At 65.0% G+C, this 22725-nt stretch carries 16 protein-coding genes; 10 read left to right on the top strand and 6 right to left on the bottom strand.

Annotated elements, in window-relative coordinates:
• Positions 1–78: 78 nt before the first annotated feature.
• From HAV22_RS22240 to HAV22_RS22255, 4 genes are all read right to left on the bottom strand, one after another.
• A complete protein-coding gene (locus HAV22_RS22240; protein ID WP_166861954.1) occupies positions 79–2166 on the bottom strand; it encodes a gluconolaconase in 2088 nt (695 codons plus the stop codon).
• 3 nt (positions 2167–2169) lie between these two features.
• On the bottom strand, positions 2170–4029 hold the full coding sequence (locus tag HAV22_RS22245) for a DUF885 domain-containing protein (RefSeq protein WP_166861955.1): 1860 nt from the start codon (positions 4027–4029) through the stop codon (positions 2170–2172).
• A gap of 157 nt (positions 4030–4186) precedes the next feature.
• Positions 4187–8356 (bottom strand): DEAD/DEAH box helicase, encoded by a 4170-nt coding sequence (locus tag HAV22_RS22250; RefSeq protein WP_166861956.1) that lies wholly within the window; start codon positions 8354–8356, stop codon positions 4187–4189.
• On the bottom strand, positions 8353–10296 hold the full coding sequence (locus HAV22_RS22255) for a dipeptidyl-peptidase 5 (protein WP_166861957.1): 1944 nt from the start codon (positions 10294–10296) through the stop codon (positions 8353–8355). Before HAV22_RS22255 ends, HAV22_RS22250 begins: the two co-directional genes overlap by 4 nt.
• A gap of 148 nt (positions 10297–10444) precedes the next feature.
• On the opposite strand from HAV22_RS22255, the gene hemE reads away from it, so the two are divergent.
• The 3 genes from hemE to HAV22_RS22270 all read left to right on the top strand — a co-directional run bounded on the left by hemE (position 10445) and on the right by HAV22_RS22270 (position 15808).
• Positions 10445–11527: a uroporphyrinogen decarboxylase gene (gene hemE, locus HAV22_RS22260; RefSeq protein ID WP_166861958.1), complete on the top strand. Its 1083-nt coding sequence runs from the start codon at positions 10445–10447 to the stop codon at positions 11525–11527.
• A gap of 554 nt (positions 11528–12081) precedes the next feature.
• Positions 12082–14088 (top strand): primosomal protein N', encoded by a 2007-nt coding sequence (locus tag HAV22_RS22265; protein ID WP_166861959.1) that lies wholly within the window; start codon positions 12082–12084, stop codon positions 14086–14088.
• Positions 14089–14359: 271 nt separating this feature from the next.
• Positions 14360–15808: a dihydrolipoyl dehydrogenase gene (locus tag HAV22_RS22270; RefSeq protein ID WP_166861960.1), complete on the top strand. Its 1449-nt coding sequence runs from the start codon at positions 14360–14362 to the stop codon at positions 15806–15808.
• A gap of 47 nt (positions 15809–15855) precedes the next feature.
• Here the strand turns inward: HAV22_RS22270 and HAV22_RS22275 are convergent, their stop codons facing one another.
• The gene (locus HAV22_RS22275; RefSeq protein ID WP_166861961.1) at positions 15856–16341 is read right to left on the bottom strand and encodes an SRPBCC family protein; all 486 of its coding nucleotides are present in this window, start codon (positions 16339–16341) and stop codon (positions 15856–15858) included.
• Between the two features lie 168 nt (positions 16342–16509).
• Between HAV22_RS22275 and HAV22_RS22280 the strand changes: the two genes are divergently transcribed.
• From HAV22_RS22280 to HAV22_RS22295, 4 genes are all read left to right on the top strand, one after another.
• The gene (locus HAV22_RS22280) at positions 16510–18570 is read left to right on the top strand and encodes a UvrD-helicase domain-containing protein (RefSeq protein ID WP_166861962.1); all 2061 of its coding nucleotides are present in this window, start codon (positions 16510–16512) and stop codon (positions 18568–18570) included.
• A 28-nt stretch (positions 18571–18598) separates the two neighbouring features.
• Positions 18599–18802 (top strand): SlyX family protein, encoded by a 204-nt coding sequence (locus HAV22_RS22285; protein WP_166861963.1) that lies wholly within the window; start codon positions 18599–18601, stop codon positions 18800–18802.
• Between the two features lie 644 nt (positions 18803–19446).
• Entirely contained in the window at positions 19447–20541 is a 1095-nt protein-coding gene (locus tag HAV22_RS22290) for a GNAT family N-acetyltransferase (RefSeq protein WP_166861964.1), read from the top strand.
• A 34-nt stretch (positions 20542–20575) separates the two neighbouring features.
• A complete protein-coding gene (locus HAV22_RS22295) occupies positions 20576–20839 on the top strand; it encodes a ferritin family protein (RefSeq protein ID WP_166861965.1) in 264 nt (87 codons plus the stop codon).
• A 45-nt stretch (positions 20840–20884) separates the two neighbouring features.
• Here the strand turns inward: HAV22_RS22295 and HAV22_RS22300 are convergent, their stop codons facing one another.
• Positions 20885–21073, bottom strand: coding sequence for a polymerase PA (locus HAV22_RS22300; RefSeq protein ID WP_166861966.1), 189 nt, complete (start codon positions 21071–21073; stop codon positions 20885–20887).
• Between the two features lie 265 nt (positions 21074–21338).
• Between HAV22_RS22300 and HAV22_RS22305 the strand changes: the two genes are divergently transcribed.
• From HAV22_RS22305 to HAV22_RS22315, 3 genes are read left to right on the top strand one after another with little or no spacing between them, the layout of a single operon-like run.
• A complete protein-coding gene (locus HAV22_RS22305) occupies positions 21339–21746 on the top strand; it encodes a DUF2251 domain-containing protein (protein ID WP_166861967.1) in 408 nt (135 codons plus the stop codon).
• Between the two features lie 29 nt (positions 21747–21775).
• Positions 21776–22033, top strand: coding sequence for a hypothetical protein (locus HAV22_RS22310; RefSeq protein ID WP_166861968.1), 258 nt, complete (start codon positions 21776–21778; stop codon positions 22031–22033).
• Positions 22034–22053: 20 nt separating this feature from the next.
• Positions 22054–22662 carry a TMEM175 family protein gene (locus HAV22_RS22315; protein WP_166861969.1) on the top strand — a complete coding sequence of 203 codons (609 nt, stop codon included), beginning with the start codon at positions 22054–22056 and terminating at the stop codon, positions 22660–22662.
• The last annotated feature ends 63 nt before the right edge of the window (positions 22663–22725 follow it).

Below are 22725 nucleotides of genomic sequence, written 5' to 3' on the forward strand. Positions count from 1 at the left end.
AATAACGCGGCCGTTTTGATCCTATAAGTGCCCGTCGGCGAGAACAGGTCCTTGAATCGGCCTTAGCCAGCGAGACCTTTATTCGACCGTAACCGCCAGATCCCGCCCGTCCAGCGCCACCTGTCCCGCAAAATCCGCAGCGTAGATGCGCAGCAGATAATCCCCCGGCACCAGCCCATCCACGCGCCACGACCCGGGCAACGCCACGCCATCCTTCAGCGTGTTGTTGACGGCATAGGCAAACACGGTGGACTTGCTGCCGTAGACCGTGATGCCGCTGCGCTCCGCGTACAGCAGCTTCACCGCTTCGCGCTCGCGCGGCAGGCGGTCGTAGACTTGCGTGATGCGCGGCGCCTCGAATCCCGCGACCGGGCTGCCGTCCGCATGCAGCAGCTGGTACCCCACTTTGTACAGGCCGAGGCGGCGCCGCGCCAGGTTGCCGTCGACCTGGTCGTAGCCGGCAGCGACGATGGCGACGGTCCCGAGCGTGCGCGCCACGTGCACGCGCCGGCCCTTCTTGCCCGGCAGACGCTGGCCGCTGGCGTCGTACAAGGCGATGCTCTCGATGCGGGGCGGCACCGTGTCGCGCAGGCCGACGAACGGCAGCGTCAGCGGATTGACGGCCACGCCGCCGGGGTAGTACTCCATGTGCACGTGCGCCATCGGGTTGATGGTGCCGAGCGCGTCGCCGACGGCGAAGCGGGCGCCGCGCCGTACGCGCACGCGTTCCGGCTTGCCGTTCGCGCCGCGCAGCAGCTGGAAGCGCGGGTCGAGCGCCTTGCCCGATGCGTCGCGGCCCACGCGCATGTGGATGTACGCGAGCGGGCCGATGCTCATGCCTTCGCCCAGCTCGCCGAATGCCCAGTTCGGATAAGGGTCGCTGACGGTCGCAGGCAGGATCGCGAGCACGCGCGCGCCCACATCGGCCCGGATGTCCAGGCCCCCGTGGAAGTGGTCGCGGTTTTCCCCGTCGTAGCTGCCGCGCACTTCGCCCATCACGCCCACGACTTCGTGCACTTCCTGTTGCGGCGCCACCGGCCAGGGCAGGGGTGTCGTCGTCGGCAGCGCCGGCGGCATGTCGGATGGCGCCGGCGTGCCGGGGCGAGGTGGCGCCAGTGCGAACACCCGCAGCGCGCGGCCATCCGTCGCCACGAGCGTACCGTCGCGCCGCACCGCGATGCCGCGCGGCGCGTACAGCCGCACGCTGCCGTCGCTCGCAAAGCTGCTGCCCGCGGGACGGTCGGCGTCCGGCAGCGCATGATACTGCCCGCCCGGATCGAACTGCAGGATGCGTCCACCCGCGCCGCTCGCATACACATAGCCGTCGTGCGTCAGCGCCAGCGCGACGGGGCGGTGCAGCAGCGGGTGCCGTTCGTCCTCGGGCGCGCGCGCGAACGTCGTCACGGCGCCGGTCTTGTCGATGCGCCGGATCGCGTCGTTGCCCGTGTCGGCGACGAACAGCACGCCGTGCTTGTCGACGGCGATGCCGCTCGGCGTGTCGAATGCGGCCGTGCTGCCCGTGCCGTCGATGTCGTCGGGCGCGCCGCTGCCGGCCACCGTCGTCACCGCGCCGTCCTTGCCGAGGCGGCGGATGCGGTCGTTGTAGGTGTCGGCGACGTAGACGATGCCCGCGTGGTCGACGGCCACGCCGACCGGCCCGTCGAAGCGCGCGGCGCGGCCGACCGCATCGACGTAGCCGGCGTCGCCGCCGCCCGCCAGCGTCGTCACGGCACCGTCAGGCGCCACTTTGCGGATCGCGTTGTTGCGGGTGTCGGCGACGTAGAGATTACCGAGGCGGTCGATGGCCAGGGCCGATGGCGTGTCGAACGCCGCGGCCGCGCCGAGGCCATCCGCGAATCCCGCATGGCCGCCGGCGAAGGTGGTCATGCCGCCATCGGGCCCGATGCGGCGGATGCAGCTGCAATCGCCGCCGTCCGCCACGAACACGTTGCCGTGGGCGTCGACGACGGTCCCGAACGGATCGCCGAAGCGGCCCGCGAGCGGCGTCACGCGCGCGCGCCACGCGGCCTGCGTCGGTGGCTCGGCGGGCAACCAGAAGGCGCGGCCCGGCGTGGCGTTCTGGCGGGCGTTGAAGACGTACAGCGCGGCCCCGCCGGCGAGAACGGCGAGGCCCGCGAACGCCGCGACGATCGTCGTGCGTTTCACGTGTTACTGCATCAGCTGGCCGATGATCTTCACCGGCGCGTTCCCGTAGCTCAGGAACTGGTCGTGGAACTGCTTCAGGTCGAAGCGGTCGCCCAGCTGCTGCTTGCGGCGTTCGCGCAATTCCATGATGTCGCTGTAGCCGCTGAAATAGCTGGAGAGCTGCACGGACGACAGCTGCGCGCGCCGCCACTTGTCGGCCGCTTCCTGCGGGGTCTGGAAGGCCTGGCGCACCAATAGGTCCAGCGCCTGCTCGCGCGTCATGCCCAGCACGTGCACGCTGTAGTCGAGGATCGTGTTCGACACGCTGCGCAGGTTCCACTTGCACCACATGAGCCACAACTCCGGCGCGTTGTCGCCATAGCCCGATTCCAGCATCATGCGCTCGCCGTACACGGCCCAGCCTTCGACCATCGCGCCGTTGCCGAACAACGCTTTCACCAGCGATGGCGAGCGGTTCGCGTTCATCAGCTGCGTGTAGTGGCCAGGGATCGCCTCGTGGATATTCAGGATTTGCAGCATCCAGTTGTTGTACTCGCGCAGGCTGCTCTCGGCCTGTTCTTGTGTGAGGCCGTCCAGCGGCGTCACGTTGTAATAGGTCTTGTCCTTCGGCCGGTACGGACCCGGCGCGTCGATGCTGGCGCCCGCGACGCCGCGCTGGTACAGCGGCGTCTCGCGCACGACGAGCGGTTTGCTCGGGTCGATCGTCACGAGGTTGTGCGACACGACCCAGTCCTGCAATTGCGGGATCTGGCGGCGGATCTCGGGCAGGAAGTTCGCCGGCGTCGTGTGCTGCAGCGAGAGCTTGTCGATCACCATGCCGATCTTTTTATACCGGTCGGTAGGCTTCGCCGTACCGGCGCCCACCGTCTTGTCCCACAGCTGGTCGGCGAGGCCGTCCATGCGGGTCAGGAGTTCGTCGCGCGCGGCCAGGGCCTTCCGGTACGTTTGCTCGCCCGTGTTGGACGACTGGATCTCGAAGGCGAATTTTTGTTCGTACAAGTCCTTCCCGATGCGGAACGAGCGGGCGCGCTGCATCTGCGTCTGCGATTTGTCGAGGTCCGTCAGGAAGTCGACCCAGCCCAGCACCGCCGTGCCGGCGTTTGCGATGCGCACGGCGAAGATCGCCTTTTCCTGCGTCGACAGGATCGATTCCTGCGCTGCCTTGCCGAGATCCGCCAGCACGACGAGCGTGCCCGGCGCCTGCTGGATCGCGAGCTGCGTGTGCTCGTGCGTCGGGTTGACGAGGGACGCTTGCGCGGCCTGGTAGTAGGCCGGCACGTCGGCCAGGCGCTTCAGGATCGTGCGCAGGCGCTGCGCCTTCGCGGCGTATTCCGTATTCAGGATCAGGTCGAGCGGCTGCGCCACGTTGTACTCGGCCGGGTTCCACTCGAACTCGCGGAACGTCGTCAACTGCCACCGTTCGTATTTCAGCTTGTTCAGCAGGACGGCCAGGTCCGTGCGCTGGTTCGGCGACAGCTTGTCGGCGTTCAGCTTGCCGAACTTGTCGAGCCATTCGTCGATGAAGGCGAGCTTCTTCGCGCGCGAGGCGGCGTCGGGAATCGTCAGCTTGGCGGCCGCGTCGAACTTGCCGACGCTGATGCCGTCTTCCGGAGCGATGCGCCACAGCGCGGTGAGGAATTGCATGGACAGCGAGTCCATGAAGCGGTCGTTGCGGTTCTGCGGGGTGCTGGCGGTGACGGGCGCGGCGGCCTTTTGCACGGGCTTTTCGGTGGCCTTGGTCTTGCCTTTGCTTTTCGACGACGACGTGTGGGCGGCCTTGTGGTGCGGCTTGGTACGCGCACTCGCCGGCGCCAGCGCGACGCTGGCCAGCAGGACGGCCAGCGCGATTTTCGATTTCATCATGTTCTATCTGCCTGGGTGAATGAGGGGCCAGATGGGGGGCGCCAGATTAGCATCATTCGGCCTGCTTGCGGGCATTTGAAACAATACGTCACGAACGTTCCGGCGCCGCGAACCGCCGTCAACGTCCCCGCAACGGCGCTCATCGTCAGTCGGATCGTCACTCGGATCGCCACTCCGCGACCGATGGCGCCCGCGGTTCCGCGCCGCCGGACAGGCCGGCCTGCAGCATCGCCAGCATGTCCGCCGGCGACATGCGTGCCGCCATGTCCGTCCCTTCCAGCAGGCTGTCGGCCAGGTCGCGCTTGTGGCGGTGCAGGTCGACGATGCCTTCCTCGATCGTGTGGCGCGCCACCAGCCGGTAGATCGTGACGGGCCGCTGCTGTCCCATGCGGTGCGCCCGGTCGCTGGCCTGGTCTTCCACCGCGGGGTTCCACCACGGGTCCATGTGGATCACGTAGTCGGCCGCCGTGAGGTTGATGCCGACGCCGCCCGCCTTCAGCGAAATGAGGAACAGGTCGCCGTCGCCGGCCTGGAATGCGTCCACGCGGCGCTTCCGTTCCTGCATCGGCGTCGATCCGTCGAGGTATTGGTAGCGGATGCCGCGTTCATCGAGATGCTTGCGGATCAGCGTGAGGTGGTCGACGAACTGGCTGAACACGAGCGCCTTGTGGCGGTTCTCCAGCAGCTCGTCGGCGAGGCGGGCGAACGTCTCCAGTTTGCTGCTGCGGATGCCGCTGTCGGGCGCCACGAGCACCGGATTGCAGCAGGCGCGGCGCAGCTTCATCATCTCCGCGAGGATCTGGATCTGCTTCTGCGACTGCGGCGCTTCCAACGACGCGATGCGTTCCAAAGCTTCGCGCCGCAGCGATTCGTACAGCGCCGTCTCTTCTTCCGACAACTGCACGGGCAGCACGATCTCCGTGCGCGGCGGGAGCTCGGACAGGACCTGCGCCTTCGTCCTGCGCAGGATGAACGGCTGCGTGAGCCGGCGCAGCCGCGCGCGTGCCGCCAGTTCCGCGCGTTTATCGGAGGCCTTTTCGATCGGACCGGCGAAGCGCAGCTGGAACTGGTCGGCGGTTCCGAGCAGGCCCGGATTGATGAAGCGGAACAGGTTCCACAACTCGCCCAGGTGGTTCTCCAGCGGCGTGCCCGTGGCGACCATCCTGAAATCGCCTTGCAGCGCCATCACGGCCGCCGAGCGGCGCGTGTACGCGTTCTTGATGGCCTGCGCCTCGTCCAGCACGATCGTGTGCCAGCGGATGCCGTCGAACAGGGAAGACTCCAGCTGCAGCAAGCCGTAGCTGGCGACGATCACGTCGAACGGCCCCGCTTCCTTCAGCATCGCGGCACGGTCGCCGGGGCCGAACAATCGCACGTTCAACGTCGGCGCGAAGCGCTCCGCTTCCGCCAGCCAGTTCGTCGCGACGGACGTCGGCGCGACAACCAGCGTGGGCCCGCCCGGTGCGCGCGACAGGATCAGCGCGAGCGCCTGCAACGTCTTGCCGAGCCCCATGTCGTCCGCGAGGCAGGCGCCGACGCCCCAGTGCGCAAGGCGCGACAGCCATTCGAAGCCTTCGACCTGGTAATCGCGCAGCTCCGCCTGCAAGGTGCCGGGCAACTGCGGCCGGAATTCCGCGTTCTCCTGCATGTGTTTCAGATGTGCGCGCCATGCCTTGTCCGCATCGACGCCGCCCGCTTCCAGCGCCATCTCTTCCAGCGCGAAGCTGGCGAGCGGATGGAAGCGCAGCGCCTCCTTGTCGGCGTCGCTGTAGGCCGACAAATCCACCAGGCGGCGATGCAGTTCGTGCGTGAGCGCGAGGAACTGGTTGTCGCCCAGCGCGATGAAGCGGTCCTCGCGCACGCGCGCGAGCAGCTCGCGCAAGTCCATCACCTTGTTCTCGTCGACCTGCACTTCGCCGTTGGCGGCGAACCAGTCCTTGTCGCGCCGGATCTGCAGGCGCACGGACTTCGACGTGATCTTCTTCGTCACGCGGAACGATTCGCCCTCGGGCCAGGCGACGACGACCTTGGCGGCATCCAGTTCCTGCAGCTGGACGACGAGTTCCAGGCAGTGGATGGGCGCCGCGAGCAGCCATTCGCCATGCTCGTCTTCCGCGTGCTCCAGCGCGGGCAGGTCGGCCAGCAGCTGGCGCTCCGCCTCGCGTTCGCCGTTCAGGCTGCGCCGCGCTTCCGTGCGCACGCCGGCCACGTCGGCGATGACGCTTTCCGCGCCGTCGCCCGGGCGGAAATACGGCCCCGTATCGGGCAGCGGCCGCACCATCACCTGGATGCGCAAGCCCTGCTGGTACGGCAGCAGGTTCACGTGCAGGCGCATGTCGGCCGTCACCTGCTCGATGTCGGCCGCGCTGCCGCCGATGTCGGATTGCACGGTGACGATCGACGAGATGGCGCTGATCGCCTGCAGCACGCGCATCTCCGCTTCCAGCGGCACTTCCAGCCCGTCGCCGACGATCGCGCCGATGCGCCGATGCTCGTCCTTCACGCGCACGATGCGCAGGCGCGTCGGCGTCTCCTTCGTGACGACGACGTCGCCCTGCTGCTCCGCTAGCTTCGGCACGAGCGTGATCATGACCTTGCCGCCGCCCGCGCGCACGACGAGCTGCGGTTCGCCCGGCAGCAGTTCGACGCGCGTGCCGGGCGAATCCATCCAGAACAGCAGCGGATGGCCGACCAGCGCGGCCACGGCCTTGTCCAGGTCGAATTCGTAGCGCGTCCCGGTGCCGCTGTAGTAGCGGAATGCGCCGATGCTGCTCGCCACCTGTACGTCCTGCGCGGTGAGGAAGTCCAGCTCCGCCGCGTCTTCCGCGAGGCGCTTCAGGCCAAGGGGCCGGCCGCGCGTCCAGCCGCCCTGCACGTCGCGCTTCTGTTCGCGCGGCTCGAGCGCGCGGATGCCCAGGTGCGCGTCCCACGCGACGAGCCACGCGAGGCGCGATTCCTTCACCACTTCCACGTTGACCGCCGGCTGCAGGTTGATGAGGGCGTTCAGCTGGCGCTCCCACGGCTGCTCGCGCTCGAACCACAGCGCGAGGTCGACGAAGCGGTGCTGCTGGCGCAGCGCGATCGCCTGCTTGTCGAGCCCCACCATCCCCAGTTGGCCCAGCACGGACGCGATCTGCGCCGCGATGAAGTCGAAGCCGGCACTCCTCGCCACGTCGAACTGCTGTTCCAGCATCGCGGTCTTGTCCGTCAACTGCGGCATGCCGAGCCACCAGTGTAGCAGCGCGCGGAACATCACGGGCTGCAGCGACGTCTCCCAGTTGCGCGACGGGAGCACGTCGGCATCGACCGTGCCGCCGCGGATCTGGCGCAGCATCGACAACTGCTGGTACACGGCCGTGTCGTGGCTTTGCACGGCGCGCGTGGCGCTGTCCAGGTAGGCCTCCGCCGCTTTCGCGTGCTTCGGATCGTCGCTGCGCAGTAGGGCGGTCACGTACAGATGGCCGCCGATGCCTTCGAAGACGGCCTTGCGCTTGCCCGTCTCGCGCCGCAGCGCCTTCAACGCCTTGTCGAAGCCGGCCAGCGCGGGTTCCGTATCGCCGCGCAGCAGTTGCAGCACGCTGCGGTAATACAGCGTCGCGGATTCGTCGAGGTCCACGAGCAGGTCGGCCGCGGCGTCGAGCCGGCCGCACAAGATCAGATGTTCGGCCAGCGCCGTGCGCAGCGCCATCGATGCACCGCCCTGCGCGGCGTGTTCCTCGGCATACGCGCGGATCGCCGGCGCGCTGGCCGGTTCGCGCTGCACGTGGTTCACGAGCACCGCGAGCACGTCGTCGCGTACGAGGCCGTTGATGCGTTCCATCAGGTCCGGCTCGAACGGCCGCGCGCAGATGTCGACGAGTGGATGCAGGTACGCGGCCTCGTGGCAGCGCAGGCAGGCGGCAAGCAGCGGCGCGATCGTCTTCGGGCCTTCGCCGGCCAGCAGGGCAAAGCGCAGCAGCGCGACGCCCTGGCGGTAGCTGCGCAGCATGGGCGTGCCTTGCCAGTCGACGCGCAGCGGCGTCACCTGCTGGACCACCTCGCGCAATTCGTTGAAGCGGCGCGCACGCAGCGCCCACCGGATCGCGGGCCAGGCCACGTCGGCCGCGATCGTGTAGCCGCGCGACGGCAGTTCGCCGACCAGGCCATCGGCGTGCAGGCGCGCCAGCGGGTCGGCCAGGTCTTCCTCGTTGGTGCTTGCTTCCAGCGGCGCCAGGTGGTCGTGGATGCGGCGCCGGCCCATCGGCTCGCCGGCCAGCGCCAGCAGCGCGAGGATCAGCTTCTGCTGTTCGCTGCACCCATCGACGACCGCGTGCAACACCTCACTCATGCAGGAAGGTTCTCGATCTCGACGGCGGGCAAGCTGGTCGGGACGGGAATGCCGAACACGCGCAGGTAGAAATACAGCTCCGCTTCCAGCGTGCGCACGATGCTGTCGGCCTTGCGGAATCCGTGGCCTTCGCCGTCCAGCGTGACGTAGGCGACGGGCACGCCGCGCGCGCGCAGGGCGCACACCATCACTTCCGACTGCGGCGGCGGCACGACCTTGTCGTCCAGGCCCTGGAAGAAGATCATCGGCCGGTGCAGCTTGTCCGTGTGGTTGATCGGCGAGCGCTCGGCGTAGACGCGGTCGGCGCTGGCCTTCGGCGCGATCAGGTATTCGTTGTAATGCGATTCGAACTTGTGCGAGTCGGCGTCCAGGCCCTTCAGGTCGGACACGCCGTAATAACTGGCGCCGGCCTTGAACACGTCGTGGAAGGCGAGGGCGCACAACGTGGTCAGGCCGCCCGCGCTGCCGCCGCGGATCACGAGGCGCTCGCGGTCGACGAGGTCCCGGTCGACGAGGTGCTGCGCGCCGGCGACGCAATCCTCGACGTCGATCACGCCCCACTGGCCTTTCAGCAGGTCGCGGTAGGCGCGGCCGAAGCCGGAGCTGCCGCCGTAGTTCACGTCCAGCACGGCGATGCCGCGGCTCGTCCAGAACTGCGTGGCCAGCTTCAAGGTGCTGGCGGCCATGCCCGTCGGGCCGCCGTGGCCGATCACCATCAGCGGCGGCAGCTCGCCTGGCTGCGGCGCGTAGTCCTTGTTCGTGGGCGGGTAGTAGAACGCGTAGGCCACCCGTCCGTTCTCGCTCGGATAGCGGATGCTCTCCGGGACGGACAAGTAGCCCACGTCGGGCAACTGCTCGATCGAGCGCGCCAGCACGTCGCGCTGGCCCGTGTCCAGGTCGATCTGCGCGACTTCGGCGGCCAGCGTGGGCGCGCCGCCCAGCAGCGCGACGGTGTCGCCGGCCACGCGCAGCTCGCGGATTTCCTGGTACGGCGTCTCGATCGCGGCCAGCTTGCCGCAGCCCGTGTCGATGCGCGCGAGGCGGCTGACGCCATCCTCGATGTACGTGCAGACGATTTCCGTGGCGGAGCGGAAGCCGTACATGCTGTTCCCGAAGGTCCAGTGCGGACCGCCGAATTCCGCCGCGCGCCGGCACACGGGGTGCACGACGCCATGCGTGTAGCGGTACAGGTTCCACCAGCCGCTGCGGTCGGACACGAAATGCAAGGTGCCGTCCGGCGACCATTCCGGCTGGACGATGGCTTCTTCCGCGCCGCCCGCGACGAGGCGCCCGTCCAGCAAGGTGCCGTCGGCGCCGATCTCGGCCAGCCACAGTTCCGTGCCCTGCCACGGCATGTGCGGGTTGTCCCAGCAGAGCCAGGCGATGTGCCGGCCGTCCGGCGAGATGCGCGGCGACGAATAAAAGTCGTTGCCGTCGACGAGGACCGTCTCCGTGCCGTCCGCGCCCAGCGCGCACAGCGTATTGACGGGGTAGGTGCCGCCCGCCGAATGGTCTTCGCGTACGCCGACGAGGCGCCGATGCGCGCGATCCAGCACGAAGTCGGCCCAGCGCTTGTCGCCGCCTTCGCTGACGGGGACGGGCTCGTCGGCACCGTGCCGGTCGATGCGGTAGATGCGGTTGTCGGCGAAGTTCGAGAACCAGATGTGGCTGTCCGCGACGAGGGTGGCGCCGCCGCCGTACTCGTGCACGCGGGTGCGCACGTTGAACGGCGCCGGCGTCAGTTCCTCGGTCCGGCCGTCGCGCAGGCGCATCAGCGTGTTGCGGCCGCCCTCGCTGGCGCGGCCCGCCAGCCAGTAGACTTCGCCGCCATCCGAGAGCACTTGCGACAGCGGCGTGGCGCCGGCCGCGACAGTGGCGGCGGTGATCGGGGAAGTCCAGGCGCCGCAGGGCGCAGCCTGTTTGCGGGTGGTGTCGGTCATGGTCGGTCCTGAAGATGGGGCACGGCTGGGGGAAGACAAGCATTATAAGTGGCTGCCGCCAGGCCGTATGTCCGCGTCGATGGGTGTGCGGGTGCCGGGAATGCGATAATAGAAGTTTGCCCTCCAATTCTTGAACGGATTGCCAGCCATGCCACAATTTGCCCCGCTGCAGAACGATACCTTCTTGCGTGCGCTGCTGCGCCAGCCGACGGACTACACGCCGGTGTGGCTGATGCGCCAGGCGGGGCGCTATCTGCCGGAGTACCGCGCCACGCGCGCAAAGGCGGGTTCGTTCATGGGGCTCGCCAAGAATCCGGACTTCGCCACGGAAGTCACCTTGCAGCCGATCGACCGCTATCCTTTGGACGCTTCGATCCTGTTCTCGGACATCCTGACCGTGCCGGACGCGATGGGCCTCGGCCTGTATTTCGAGGACGGCGAGGGCCCGAAGTTCGAGCGTACGGTGCGCACGGAAGCCGAGGTGGCCGCGCTGCGCGTGCCCGACATGGCGTCGTTGCAGTACGTGTTCGATGCCGTGACGTCGATCCGCACGGCGCTGAACGGCCGCGTGCCGCTGATCGGCTTTTCCGGCAGCCCCTGGACCCTGGCGTGCTATATGGTCGAAGGAGGCGGCTCGCGCGAATTCCACACGATCAAGAAGATGCTGTATTCGCGCCCCGATCTGATGCACCGCATCCTGGACATCAACGCGGAAGCCGTCGCGCAATACCTGAACGCCCAGATCGACGCGGGTGCCCAGGCCGTCATGATCTTCGACTCCTGGGGCGGCGCGCTCGCGGATGGCGCCTACCAGGCGTTCTCGCTGGACTATATGCGCAAGGTGGTGGCGAAGCTGCAGCGCGAGAAGGACGGCGTACGCATCCCGTCCATCATGTTCACGAAGGGCGGCGGGTTGTGGCTGGACGAGATGGCCGACGTCGGCGCCGACGCGCTGGGCCTCGACTGGACCGTTAACCTGGGCCGCGCCCGGGCGCAGGTCGGCGACCGCGTCGCCCTGCAGGGCAACCTCGACCCCGCGATCCTGTTCGCCGGCCCGGACCAGATCCGCGCCGAGGTGGAAAAGGCACTCGCCAGCTACGGCACCCCGTCGGCCGGCCATGGCCACGTGTTCAACCTGGGGCACGGCATCTCGCAATTCACGCCGCCGGAGTCGGTGACGGCGATGGTCGATGCGGTGCACGACTTCAGCCGCCGCCAGCGCGGCGCCTGACTCCACGGGCGGTGCGTTTTTTGCACCGCATCGCGCAGGCAATCACACTTATTCACAAAAAATCGTACGCGGGCCGCGTGGACTGTGGAAATGTACAGTATCTCGCAGGATATGATAAGTGTTTGATTTGATGGGGTTTATTGTCGGGTTCGCTGGGGGCGCAGAGGGGCCTCGAGGGGAGTGACCACTTATCCACCGAGGCTTTCAGCCTATTGTTCACAAAGTTATGCACAGGTTCTGTGAATAATCCGGAAAAGTGCTTGGTTTACCGGGGTTTACGTATTTTCTTCAAGTGTTGTATCAAGATTATGCTGCACTGCGTTCAAGTTTTGCACTGGAAATGCGCAGTTATGCACAGAAGTGCGCAAGCGATGGGATATTTCATGCGTCTAAGGTCGGAAAATATAAGTCGTTGAATTTATAAGGTTATTTTCTTGATGAGCATAGAGAATTTCCTAGCGTTTTGATCTAGCGTAAACCTTCTTCACGGTCAACTTTTCCATTTTCCACAAAGTTTTCCACAGTTCTCCACAGTTTCTCGACAAGGTCACGGATTGTCCCACTGCATCCTGCAAATCGCGCTCGACACGCCGCTCGACAGCCTGTTCGATTACCGCTGGGAATGCGAGCCCGGCAGTGAGCCGCAGGTCGGGCAGTTGGCGCTCGTCAACTTCGGGCGGCGCGAGGCGGTCGGGCTGATCGTCGCCGTCAAGCACGAGACGGACGTCCCGGCCGACAAGCTGAAGGATGCCCTCGCCGTGCGCACGCAACTGACGCCCCTGCCGGAGCGCTGGATCGCGCTGGCGCGCTTCGCCGCCGCCTACTACCACCGTCCGCTGGGCGAGGTGGCGATGCCGGGCCTGCCGAAGAATCTGCGGCTGTCGACGACCGTCGCGCTGGACCGCGCGCTGAAGAAACTGGCCAAGCTGCCGGACGTGCACGATGCGACCCCGGCCGACATGCCCGTACTGAACGCGGCCCAGCAGCAGGCGACGGACGCCATCGGCGGCGCGACAGGGTTCACCCCGCTGCTGCTGTACGGCGTGACGGGCAGCGGCAAGACCGAGGTGTATCTGCAGGCCTGCGCGCAAGTCCTGCAACGCGATGCCGACGCACAGATCCTGATCCTCGTCCCCGAGATCAACCTGACGCCGCAGCTGGAAGCGAACATCCGCGCGCGCTTCCCCGGCGTGATGCTGGCCACCCTGCACAGCAGCCTGTCGGAAGGCGAGCGCATGCTGCACTGGCTGGCCGCGCACACGGGCCGCGCGCGCATCGTGCTGGGCACGCGGCTGGCGATTTTGTCGTCGCTGCCGAACCTGAAAATGATCGTCATCGACGAGGAGCACGACCCGTCGTACAAGCAGCAGGAAGGCCTGCGTTATTCGGCGCGCGACCTGGCCGTGTGGCGCGCGCGCCAGCTCGGCATTCCCATCGTGCTCGGCTCCGCGACACCGTCGCTGGAAAGCTGGCACCACGCGCAGACGGGCCGCTACCGCAGGCTCGAACTGCGCGAGCGCGCCGTGCGCGACGCCGTGCTGCCGCGCGTAAAACTCATCGACATGGAGCGCGACAAGCCGAAGGAAGGCCTCACGTCCACGTTGATGCAGGCGCTGCGGCTGCGCATGGAACGGGGCGAGCAATCGCTGCTGTTCCTGAACCGGCGCGGCTACGCGCCCGTGCTGTGCTGCGAAGCGTGCGGCTGGATCAGCAACTGCACGCGCTGCACGGCGTTCATGGTCCTGCACCGGCCGGAGCGGCGGCTGCGCTGCCATCACTGCTCGCTCGAGCTGCGCATTCCGCATGCGTGTCCGACCTGCGGCAACGTCGATCTGCAGCCGCTGGGGCGCGGCACGCAGCGCGTCGAAGAAGGGTTGCAGGCGCTGTTCCCGCAGGCGCGCATCCTGCGCATCGATGCCGATTCCACGCGCAGGAAAGGCAGTGCCCAGGAAGCGTTCGACACCGTGCATCGGGGCGACGTCGACATCCTGATCGGCACGCAGATGGTCGCGAAGGGCCACGACTTCAAAAGGTTGACGCTCGTCGGCGTGCTGAACCCGGATACCGCGCTGTTCTCGCAGGACTACCGCGCCAGCGAGCGCCTGTTCGCGCAGCTGATGCAGGTGGCGGGGCGTGCCGGCCGCGCAGGGCTGGAGTCGGAGGTGCTGATCCAGTCGCGCTATTGCCAGCATCCGCTGTACGGCGCCGTGATGCGGCACGACTACGACCGCTTCGCCGGCAGCCTGCTGGAAGAGCGCCACCAGGCCGCGCTGCCGCCCTACATGTACCAGGCGCTGCTGCGCGCCGAGGCACCCGAGCTGGCGACGGCGATCGAATTCCTCGAGGCCGCGCGCGATGCGCTGCCGTCGGACACGGTCGTCATCAACGAGCCGATCCCGATGACGATGACCCGCGTGCACAACGTCGACCGCGCGCAGCTGCTCGTCGAATCGAATTCGCGGCCGGCGCTGCAGGCGTTCCTCAACGAGTGGGTGGATGCGCTGCGTGCCATGAAGTCGCGGGTGCGGTGGTCGCTCGAGGTGGATCCGCTCGATATTTGATCCGTTCCGAGCCGGATACACGGGCCCGAATTGCAAACGTCCGCGTGGGCACGGGGTGCCCACCCTACGGCCTCGAACATATCAGAACCGGATGCACTGACCCTGAATCGCAAACGTCCGCGTGGGCATGGGGGCCCACCCACGGCCGCGAACATATCGTAGGGTGGGCACCCCGTGCCCACCAGCCCACCCATATCGCCAAATTCCCCCGTCCAAGCCGAGTTCTTGAAAAAAGCGTATCGTCACGCTCGTGAACGTCGCGGAGGTGAGGATGAAGAAACTGAAGGTCGATGTCGCCGTGATCGGCGCCGGTACGGCCGGGCTGGTCGCCTACCGCGCGGCCAGGGCGCAGGGCGCGCGCACGGTGCTGATCGAGCGCGGCGTCTACGGCACCACGTGCGCGCGCGTGGGCTGCATGCCCAGCAAGCTCCTGATCGCCGCCGCCGAGGCCGCCCACATGATGACTCTCGCTCCCGAGTTCGGCGTATATCCAAGCACTGAGCCCGGCACGGTCCGCATCGACGGCCCAGCCGTGATGGCGCGCGTGCGGCGCGAGCGCGACCGTTTCGTGGGCTTCGTCGTCGAAGGCGTCGACGCGATGCCGGCCGACGACAAGGTGCGCGGCCACGCCCGCTTCGTCGATCCGCACACGCTGCGGGTGGACGACCACACGGAAATCGATGCGCGCCGCATCGTCATCGCGACGGGCTCCAGCCCGACCTTGCTCCCCACGTTGGCGAACGTGGGCCCTGGCGTGATCACGAGCGACGACGTGTTTTATTGGGACGACCTGCCGCGTTCCGTGGCCGTGATCGGCACGGGTGTCATCGGCCTGGAGATCGGCCAGGCGCTGGCCCGCCTGGGCGTGCGCACGCGCCTGTACGCGCGCGGGGGCAGCGTGGCCCAGCTGACGGACCCCGTCGTGCTGAAGACGGCGACGCGCGTGCTGTGCGAGGAACTCGACATCCACTTCCAGTCGCGCATCCTGCGCGCCGAGCAGGACGGCATTGAGGTCGTGCTGACGACGGGCCGCCACGACGAGGCGATCACGGAACGTTTTCAATACGTGCTGCAGGCCGCGGGCCGCACGCCGAACGTGCACGACCTGGACCTCGAGAACGCGGGCATCGCGCTGGACGGCAACGGTGTGCCACTGTTCGATCCACGCACCATGCAGTGCGGGAACAGCCATATCTTCATCGCCGGCGACGCCAACCACGAGCGCCCCGTGCTGCCGGAAGCGGCCGATCACGGCAAGATCGCGGGCGACAACGCCGGCCGCTTCCCCGACATCCGCCCCGGCCTGCGCCGCGCGCCGCTGACGGCCGCGTTCACGGAGCCGAACATCGTCACACTGGGCGCCAGCTACAAGGCGCTGTGCGCGCCGGGCAAGTCGAAGTTCGCGGTGGGACAGGTGTCGTTCGAGAACCAGGGCCGCAGCCGCGTGATGTTGCAGAACAAGGGCCTGTTGCGCGTTTACGGCGAGTACCGCACGGGCCGGTTCCTGGGGGCCGAGATGATCGCCCCGCGCGGCGAGCACATCGGCCACTTGCTGAGCTGGGCCGCGCAATCGCGGCTGACGGTCGACCAGATGCTGGAGATGCCGTTCTACCACCCCGTGGTCGAGGAGGGCGTGCGCACGGCCTTGCGCGACCTGGCGGCCAATCTCGCGAAGGGAGAGAGCGACATCGATCCGGATGAGGTCGAGCCGGGGACGTGATTGGTGTGCACGTGATTGGTGGGCATCCCGTGCCCACCAAACAAACCTTAATTCAGCCGCGAGGCATCCAACTTCCCCTCCGCCGCCAGCTGCCGCACCACCTTGACGGTGTCGATGTCGGACTCCTGGTACGCGGACTTCTTGAAATCCTCGTACATCTTGCCGATGTCGTCGGTGGCCGACACATTGCCGTCGTCGTAGCAGAAACGTACGACGAGCGCGTTTTCCGTCGGCGTCTCGATGGTCATGGTCAGCAGCGACCGGGCGATGTCGCCCTGCGCCGGCACTTCGAAGCGTACCTCGTGCAGCGGATGCAGGATGACCTTGTCGTCGATGACGAGGTCGCCATAACGCAGGCGGCGCGAGAAGCTGCCGCTCTCGCGCTCGCTGATCGTGCACTCGTCCAGGTGCGGCACGAACAGCTTCGGGTCCTCGGCGCGCAGCACGAGGCCGCGCCACAGCTGTTCGCGGGTGATGGTGTCCATCAGCGGGTTCAGCGGATCGTTAATCTCAATCAGGTGTTCAAATTTCATGTGGTATCCCTCGTTGGCGTCGTCGCCGTGCCGACCATGTTAGCGCATGCGGACTGGGACTGATGTAAAAGCCACATGTGGTGACGATATGCGTTTTACGCAAGCGCTCCGGTACGCACGTGCTGCCAGCTTCGTTACAATGCTGGGCTGTCCTCTCCAATATTTCCAATGTCCAACACCCCGAACTTCGGCCTGAACGGTCCGCAAAGCGAAGCCGTGCTCTATCTCGACGGCCCCTGCCTGGTGCTGGCCGGCGCCGGCTCGGGCAAGACGCGCGTCATTACGCAGAAGATCGCCTACATGATCGAGCACCGCGGCTACGACCCGCGCACGATCGCCGCGCTCACGTTTACGAACAAGGCCGCGCTCGAGATGCAGGAACGCATCGCCAAGCTGCTGAAACAGCCCAAGCAGGCGAAGCAGTTGACCGTGTCGACGTTCCACTCGCTGGGCGTCAAGATCCTGCGCCAGGAAGCGGCCGGCGTCGGTTTGAAGGACAAGTTCTCCATCATGGACAGCGACGACTGCTACACGGTCGTCTCCGACCTGGCCGTCACGACGGATAAACAGGAGATCCGCCGCATCCAGAACGCGATTTCGCTGTGGAAGAACGGCCTCGTCGACCCGGAAGACGCGATCCGCGACGCGCGCGACGAGGACGAAGCCCAGGCCGGCCGCATCTATCGCAGCTATGTCGCCACCTTGCAGGCCTACCAGGCCGTCGACTTCGACGACTTGATCCGCCTGCCGGTGGAACTGTTCCGCAACAACGAGCCGATCCGCGACCGCTGGCAGCGCCGCCTGCGTTACCTGCTGATGGACGAATACCAGGATACCAACACCTGTCAATACGAACTGGTGAAGCTGCTGGTGACGGGCCTCGGCAAGAAGCCGATGTTCACGGCCGTCGGCGACGACGACCAGGCGATCTATGCATGGCGCGGCGCGTCCGTGGAAAATCTGCGCACCCTGCAGACCGACTTCCCCGACCTGCGGGTGATCAAGCTGGAGCAGAACTACCGCTCCACGACGCGTATCCTGCAGGCGGCCAACGCCGTCATCGGCAACAACCCGAAACTGTTCGAGAAATCGCTGTGGTCCGAGCACGGCCTGGGCGAGCCCATCAAGGTGCTGGGCATGCCGAACGACGAGACGGAAGCCGACCAGGTCGCGATCATGATCTCGGCCGACCATTTCCAGCGCAAGAACAAATGGTCGGATTTCGCGATCCTCTACCGCGGTAACCACCAGGCGCGCGTCATCGAGCAGGCGCTGCGCAAGGAACGCATCCCGTACACGATCTCGGGCGGCCAGAGCTTTTTCGACAAGGCCGAGATCAAGGACATCATCGCCTATCTGCGTCTGATCGCGAACCAGGACGACGATCCGGCCTTCATCCGCGCCATCACGACGCCCAAACGCGGCGTCGGCATGACCACGCTCGAGAAGCTGGGCGAGTTTTCCGGGCAGTGGAACTGCTCGCTGTTCGAGGCCGCGCAGAAGGGCGGGATCGAAGCGCTGCTGCAGGAGCGCCAGCTGTACCCGTTGCGCGAGTTCTGTCATTGGATCAATGAGCTGGAATCGCGCGCCACGCGGCCCGGCCCGTCCGGCAGCGGCGACAATGCCGCCGAGCTTATCGACGACATGATGAAGGAGATGAATTACGAGCACTACCTGTACGAGAACTTCGACGACAAGGCGGCGCAGGGCAAGTGGCAGAACGTGCTCGAGTTCCTCAACTGGCTGAAGGAACGGGGCCGCGGCGGGCGCGACCGTGACGGCGAAGAAAAAAACCTGCTTGAGCTGACGCAGATGGTCGCGCTGATGTCGATGCTCGATGGACAGGACGAGGAACCGGACGCCGTGCGCATGTCGACCTTGCACGCGTCGAAGGGCCTGGAATATCCGCACGTGTACCTCGTCGGCTGCGAGGAAGGCATCCTGCCGCACAAGGGCGACCCTGACGACCCCGTCGAGAAGATCGCCGCGCGCATCCAGGAAGAGCGCCGCCTCATGTATGTGGGCATCACGCGCGCCCAGCGCAGCCTGCACGTCACGTGGTGCAAGAAGCGCAAGCGGGCGGGCGAGCTCGTCCATTGCGACCCGTCGCGCTTCATCAAGGAAATGGCACTCGACGTCGGCGATGCGCCGCCTAAGGAAAACGAAGTGCTCACGCCCAAGGAGCGCCTCGCCAACCTGAAAGCGCTGCTGGCCACGCCGAAAGTCTGACGTCACCTTCACTTTACCGAAAGCCCGTATGAGCGACGAGAACCGTCTTATCGACATCGAAATCAAGCTGGCCGACCAGGAAAACCTCGTCGACACCCTCAACCGCACAATCTACGAGCAAGGCCGCCGCATCGACCAGCTCGAAGCCATGGTGGCCAAACTGGCCGAACACATGCGCACCTTGCGTGATGCCGGCCAAGGGCCGGTCAACGAGCGGCCGCCCCATTATTGATCCTGGCATTATGCGCTGCCGATTTCACAATTAAAGAAACATTTGGTTTCTCGGGGAAATTATCTGGCGTGAATAACCGTCCTGGTTATGCCGGTCGCAAGAAACAATATTGCACAAATGCATTTATTGTTTGATTTTTGCAACGCATACATTTGAGTAAATTGATTATCCGAACGCCGTCCGAGGCCGTTCGTCGATGGACCGTTCCCGCCTGCATTCGTTTACTTATTCTAAGTTTCAATTGATTGCAGGGAAAAAATACTATGTTTTTGATGAAGCGCAGAGAACTTGGCCTGCTTGACCTCTCTATGTCGATTTTCACAAAAAGTCACGTCCTTTTTACCTATCTAATCTGTAATCAAATTTAACTGTACGTTACGGCTGAGCTCCCGCTAGTATCGCGTAAATACACGCTGCTCAGCAGTGTGTCTTTGGCCCGCATAACGTTTTGTCGCGGGCATTTCCTTCTTCACCCGAGGGCCGACACAATGTTCACGCGTAACCTTGAGATCAGCGAATTCGCACCGTCGGCCCCGGCGTCCCTGGGCACGCACGCACGGACGAGGCGTTACCCGGACAGATTCGAAATGAACGTCGCGACGGCCTATCACGACCGTCCCGACATCCTCGACGTGTGGAACCGCATGCTGGCCACGGCGACGGGGCCGGAGACGCTGTACCAATCCCCGCAATTTTTTAATTACCTGACCGACATGGATCAGGGGCAGAATGCGACCCACGAACTTTTCATTGTGCGTCGCCGCGTCGATTACGAGATCGTCGGATTTGTCCCGGTTCGCACCATCACATGCGATCTCGCCTTCCGCTTGGGCCCGGTGTCCCTGTTCAAGCAAAAGGTCCGCGCCTGCCAGATTCTCGGCAGCGTGCCGCTGCTGGACGAGACGCAAGACGGCCTCGCCGATTTCGTCATCCAGCAATTGCTGGAACGTTATGCGGAGTGTCAGGTGCTGTACATGCAGGCGTATCCCGAAGACGCGGGCGCCAAGCTGCAGGATATCGCGGGCGTGTCGGCATATGTCCGGTATGGTTGGCGCCCGTGCCACACGCAGCCGCTGCCGAAGGGCGTCGACGCCTATCTGCAAAAATTCAGTTCCAAGAAGCGCTACAACCTGTCGCGCCAGGTCCGCCTGCTGACGGAAGCCGCCGGTGCGTTGCAGATGGTGCGCATCGAACGGCCGGAACAGGTCACGGCGATGCTAGACGCGACGGTCGCCTTCGACCCGTCCGAGGTCACCGACCGCGACGCCGAGCAGCGCCGCCTGGAGGGGCTGGCGCGCCACGGCCTGCTGCTGTCGTATGTGATCCGTTGCGGTGACGAGGACGTGGCCGTCGTGTTCGGCTCGCGCTCGGCGTCCGTCTGGCATGTGCACAGGATCTCTTGCCAGCAGAAATATCTCAACCTGTCGGTCGGCACCAGCGCGATTCATCTGGCCGTCCAGGACGTGCTGGCCAATTTCTCGTTCAACGACATCGACTACGGCTACGGCACGCCAAACGCGGAATTTCGTTCGACCCACGTGTTGAAGGCGCGCGGCCATGTCCTGCTGCACCGTGCGCGCAGCCTGACGGCCCTGCTGCTGAAGATCCACGGCACGTACGACCGCATGAACGATGGCCTGATCCGCCAGTTCAAACGTCTGCAGAGATGGCAGGCGCAGCGCAAGCAGGCCGCCAGGAAGGCGCAGTCCAAGACCGACCAGGCGCCGGCTGCGTCTTGAGCGCCTGCGCTGCACACATTGTCGTGGCCGCTGCGTGCGGCCATATTTTTTTGCGCGCATCGCGCTTGCGACCGTGGCCGTGGGGCGCGTGGTGCTTCGGCATTTGCAGCAGCTCTCGCAGATCGGTATTGCCGATCCCGAGGCCACTGCCACCATTTCGTCGATCGTCGGCGAAGAACAGCTGCATCACGACCAGTCAGCAGTTTGCCTTCGTCGTGCTGGAGTGATCGAGCGCATGATCGGTTCGGTGATCTCTGCCGCGACGGAAAGCGTGATCTGGATCGGCATATGCGCGTAAATGCGCTTGAACGGCGTCACGCTCCACGTGCCGCCGCCGCGGCTGTCAAATCGTCGGCACATGCAGCCGGTTGTCGTCGTCCAGCACGAGGCCCTGCCACGTTGCAGGCTTGCCCGTCATTTCCCATGCCAGGATCTGCTGGGGCGTACGTCCCATTCCGCCTACACATTCGGTCATCCCGGTTTTGTCGAGTTCCTTCGTAAGGGCCAGATCCTTGATCGTCAGCTTGTTCATGTCAATCTCCTCAATCGTTATCGAGCCAAGCGGGTGCCGGCCACGATAAAAAGCGATTGCATGAAGCGTGCCAAACGATGGAAACGCGTGTGCGGGCAGGGATCGGGCACTCAGGCGCGCTATTTGTTGGTTCGTTCGTCGCACATGCGCTGATTGTGTTGGGTGCGGTCCAACATACTGACGGGCGGAATACTTATGCTAGAGTGATCTCTTGCCATCGAGCAAGTCGCCAGCCTAGCCATCATTCGGCGTAAGCCAACCTGCCATGTCAATTGTCGTGACTGCTGAAGAAGAAATCCTCGTTGGACGGAAGGTTGTCGTCGAGGGGCCTGCCCCGGATAGTCCTTTTACGGTCCTGTTCGAAGATGATGGCACCTCCGGTTATTTTTACGCCTGGGACGTGGAGGCTGAAAGAAACAGCATTCAGGATGCCGTCCATATCTACAACGTCAATGACGTCACAGATCGCGACAGGCCCGCCGTAGTCAAGATAGGGTTGTCACAAGACGGCCAAAAGACTGTTCTTCTCATCAATGGCTATCCGCACGCAGTCTTCGATTTCAGCGCGCGCCGAGGATACTGCCGTACCGGATTTCCGCCGCCACCGTCAAATGGTGTCTGGTCCGTGGCTGGTCATCAATGGGATGACTCAGTCATTGAACTTTTAAGATAGAGAAAGGTTGCGTTATTGAAGGAGGGACAATGATGCAATTCGAATTTAAGCCGAAGTGGAAAGAGGAACTCGTTTGCTCCTGCGCTGTTGGCTCATTTTTGTTGGACATGCCGATGGGTGTAGTCTCTGTCTACCTCCCAACAAAAGATCGTTGGCAGGAGGTTGCACCGCAATGGGCTTTAGAATTATGGGATGTGTTGTTCCCCCAACTGCAAGAATGGTGCGAGAGGCGAAAAATACCGCTTTATCTTGACGCTGCAAGTTATGCAGTCTCGTGGACACCTTAAACTCTAAATTGAAAACCGTAATGGGAAAAAACCGCCTGGAAGCCTTCAGCGACGGCGTCATCGCCATCATCATCACCATCATGGTGCTGGAACTCAAAGTCCCGCACGGCGCCGATTTCCGGGTACTGATCCCGCTATGGCCCGTGTTCATGAGCTACGTGCTCAGTTTCATTTACGTAGGAATTTATTGGAACAACCACCACCACATGCTGCACGCCGTGAAGGAAGTCAGCGGCGGCGTGTTGTGGGCCAACCTGCACCTGCTGTTCTGGCTGTCTCTGATCCCGTTCGTGACGGCGTGGATGGGCGAGAACCATTTCGAGACGGGGCCGACCGCCGCATATGGATTCGTGCTGTTCATGTGCTCCATCGCCTACCTGTTGCTGGCGCGGACGCTGGTCGCGAAGCATCCGAAGAACGCCACGTTGGCCGAAGCGCTCGGTGACGATCGCAAGGGCAAGCTGTCGTGCGTGTTGTACGTCGTCGGCGTGGCGCTGTCGTGGTTCGCCGCCTGGCTCGGGTTTATCGTCTACGCGGCCGTGGCCGTCGTGTGGCTGATTCCGGACCGCCGCATCGAGGACAAGGTCGCGGAAGAGACGGCGCAGCAATGTCAATCCGAACAGGGCTGAGCATCCCGCGAAGCCCTTTTTTCGGCCGTAAATATGTAACATGCGGCAATATCCCTGCTATTC

Origin of the sequence: Telluria antibiotica (assembly GCF_011682055.1) — a bacterium.
In the GTDB taxonomy this organism is placed as follows: domain Bacteria; phylum Pseudomonadota; class Gammaproteobacteria; order Burkholderiales; family Burkholderiaceae_D; genus Telluria; species Telluria antibiotica.

Bases quoted from the DNA above. Each gene is read 5' to 3' on its own strand.
- HAV22_RS22245 (WP_166861955.1), bottom strand. From the start codon at position 4,029: ATGATGAAATCGAAAATCGCGCTGGCCGTCCTGCTGGCCAGCGTCGCG.
- HAV22_RS22250 (WP_166861956.1), bottom strand. From the start codon at position 8,356: ATGAGTGAGGTGTTGCACGCGGTCGTCGATGGGTGCAGCGAACAGCAG.
- HAV22_RS22255 (WP_166861957.1), bottom strand. From the start codon at position 10,296: ATGACCGACACCACCCGCAAACAGGCTGCGCCCTGCGGCGCCTGGACT.
- hemE (WP_166861958.1), top strand. From the start codon at position 10,445: ATGCCACAATTTGCCCCGCTGCAGAACGATACCTTCTTGCGTGCGCTG.
- HAV22_RS22270 (WP_166861960.1), top strand. From the start codon at position 14,360: ATGAAGAAACTGAAGGTCGATGTCGCCGTGATCGGCGCCGGTACGGCC.
- HAV22_RS22275 (WP_166861961.1), bottom strand. From the start codon at position 16,341: ATGAAATTTGAACACCTGATTGAGATTAACGATCCGCTGAACCCGCTG.
- HAV22_RS22280 (WP_166861962.1), top strand. From the start codon at position 16,510: ATGTCCAACACCCCGAACTTCGGCCTGAACGGTCCGCAAAGCGAAGCC.
- HAV22_RS22285 (WP_166861963.1), top strand. From the start codon at position 18,599: ATGAGCGACGAGAACCGTCTTATCGACATCGAAATCAAGCTGGCCGAC.
- HAV22_RS22290 (WP_166861964.1), top strand. From the start codon at position 19,447: ATGCTGGCCACGGCGACGGGGCCGGAGACGCTGTACCAATCCCCGCAA.
- HAV22_RS22300 (WP_166861966.1), bottom strand. From the start codon at position 21,073: ATGAACAAGCTGACGATCAAGGATCTGGCCCTTACGAAGGAACTCGAC.
- HAV22_RS22305 (WP_166861967.1), top strand. From the start codon at position 21,339: ATGTCAATTGTCGTGACTGCTGAAGAAGAAATCCTCGTTGGACGGAAG.
- HAV22_RS22310 (WP_166861968.1), top strand. From the start codon at position 21,776: ATGATGCAATTCGAATTTAAGCCGAAGTGGAAAGAGGAACTCGTTTGC.
- HAV22_RS22315 (WP_166861969.1), top strand. From the start codon at position 22,054: ATGGGAAAAAACCGCCTGGAAGCCTTCAGCGACGGCGTCATCGCCATC.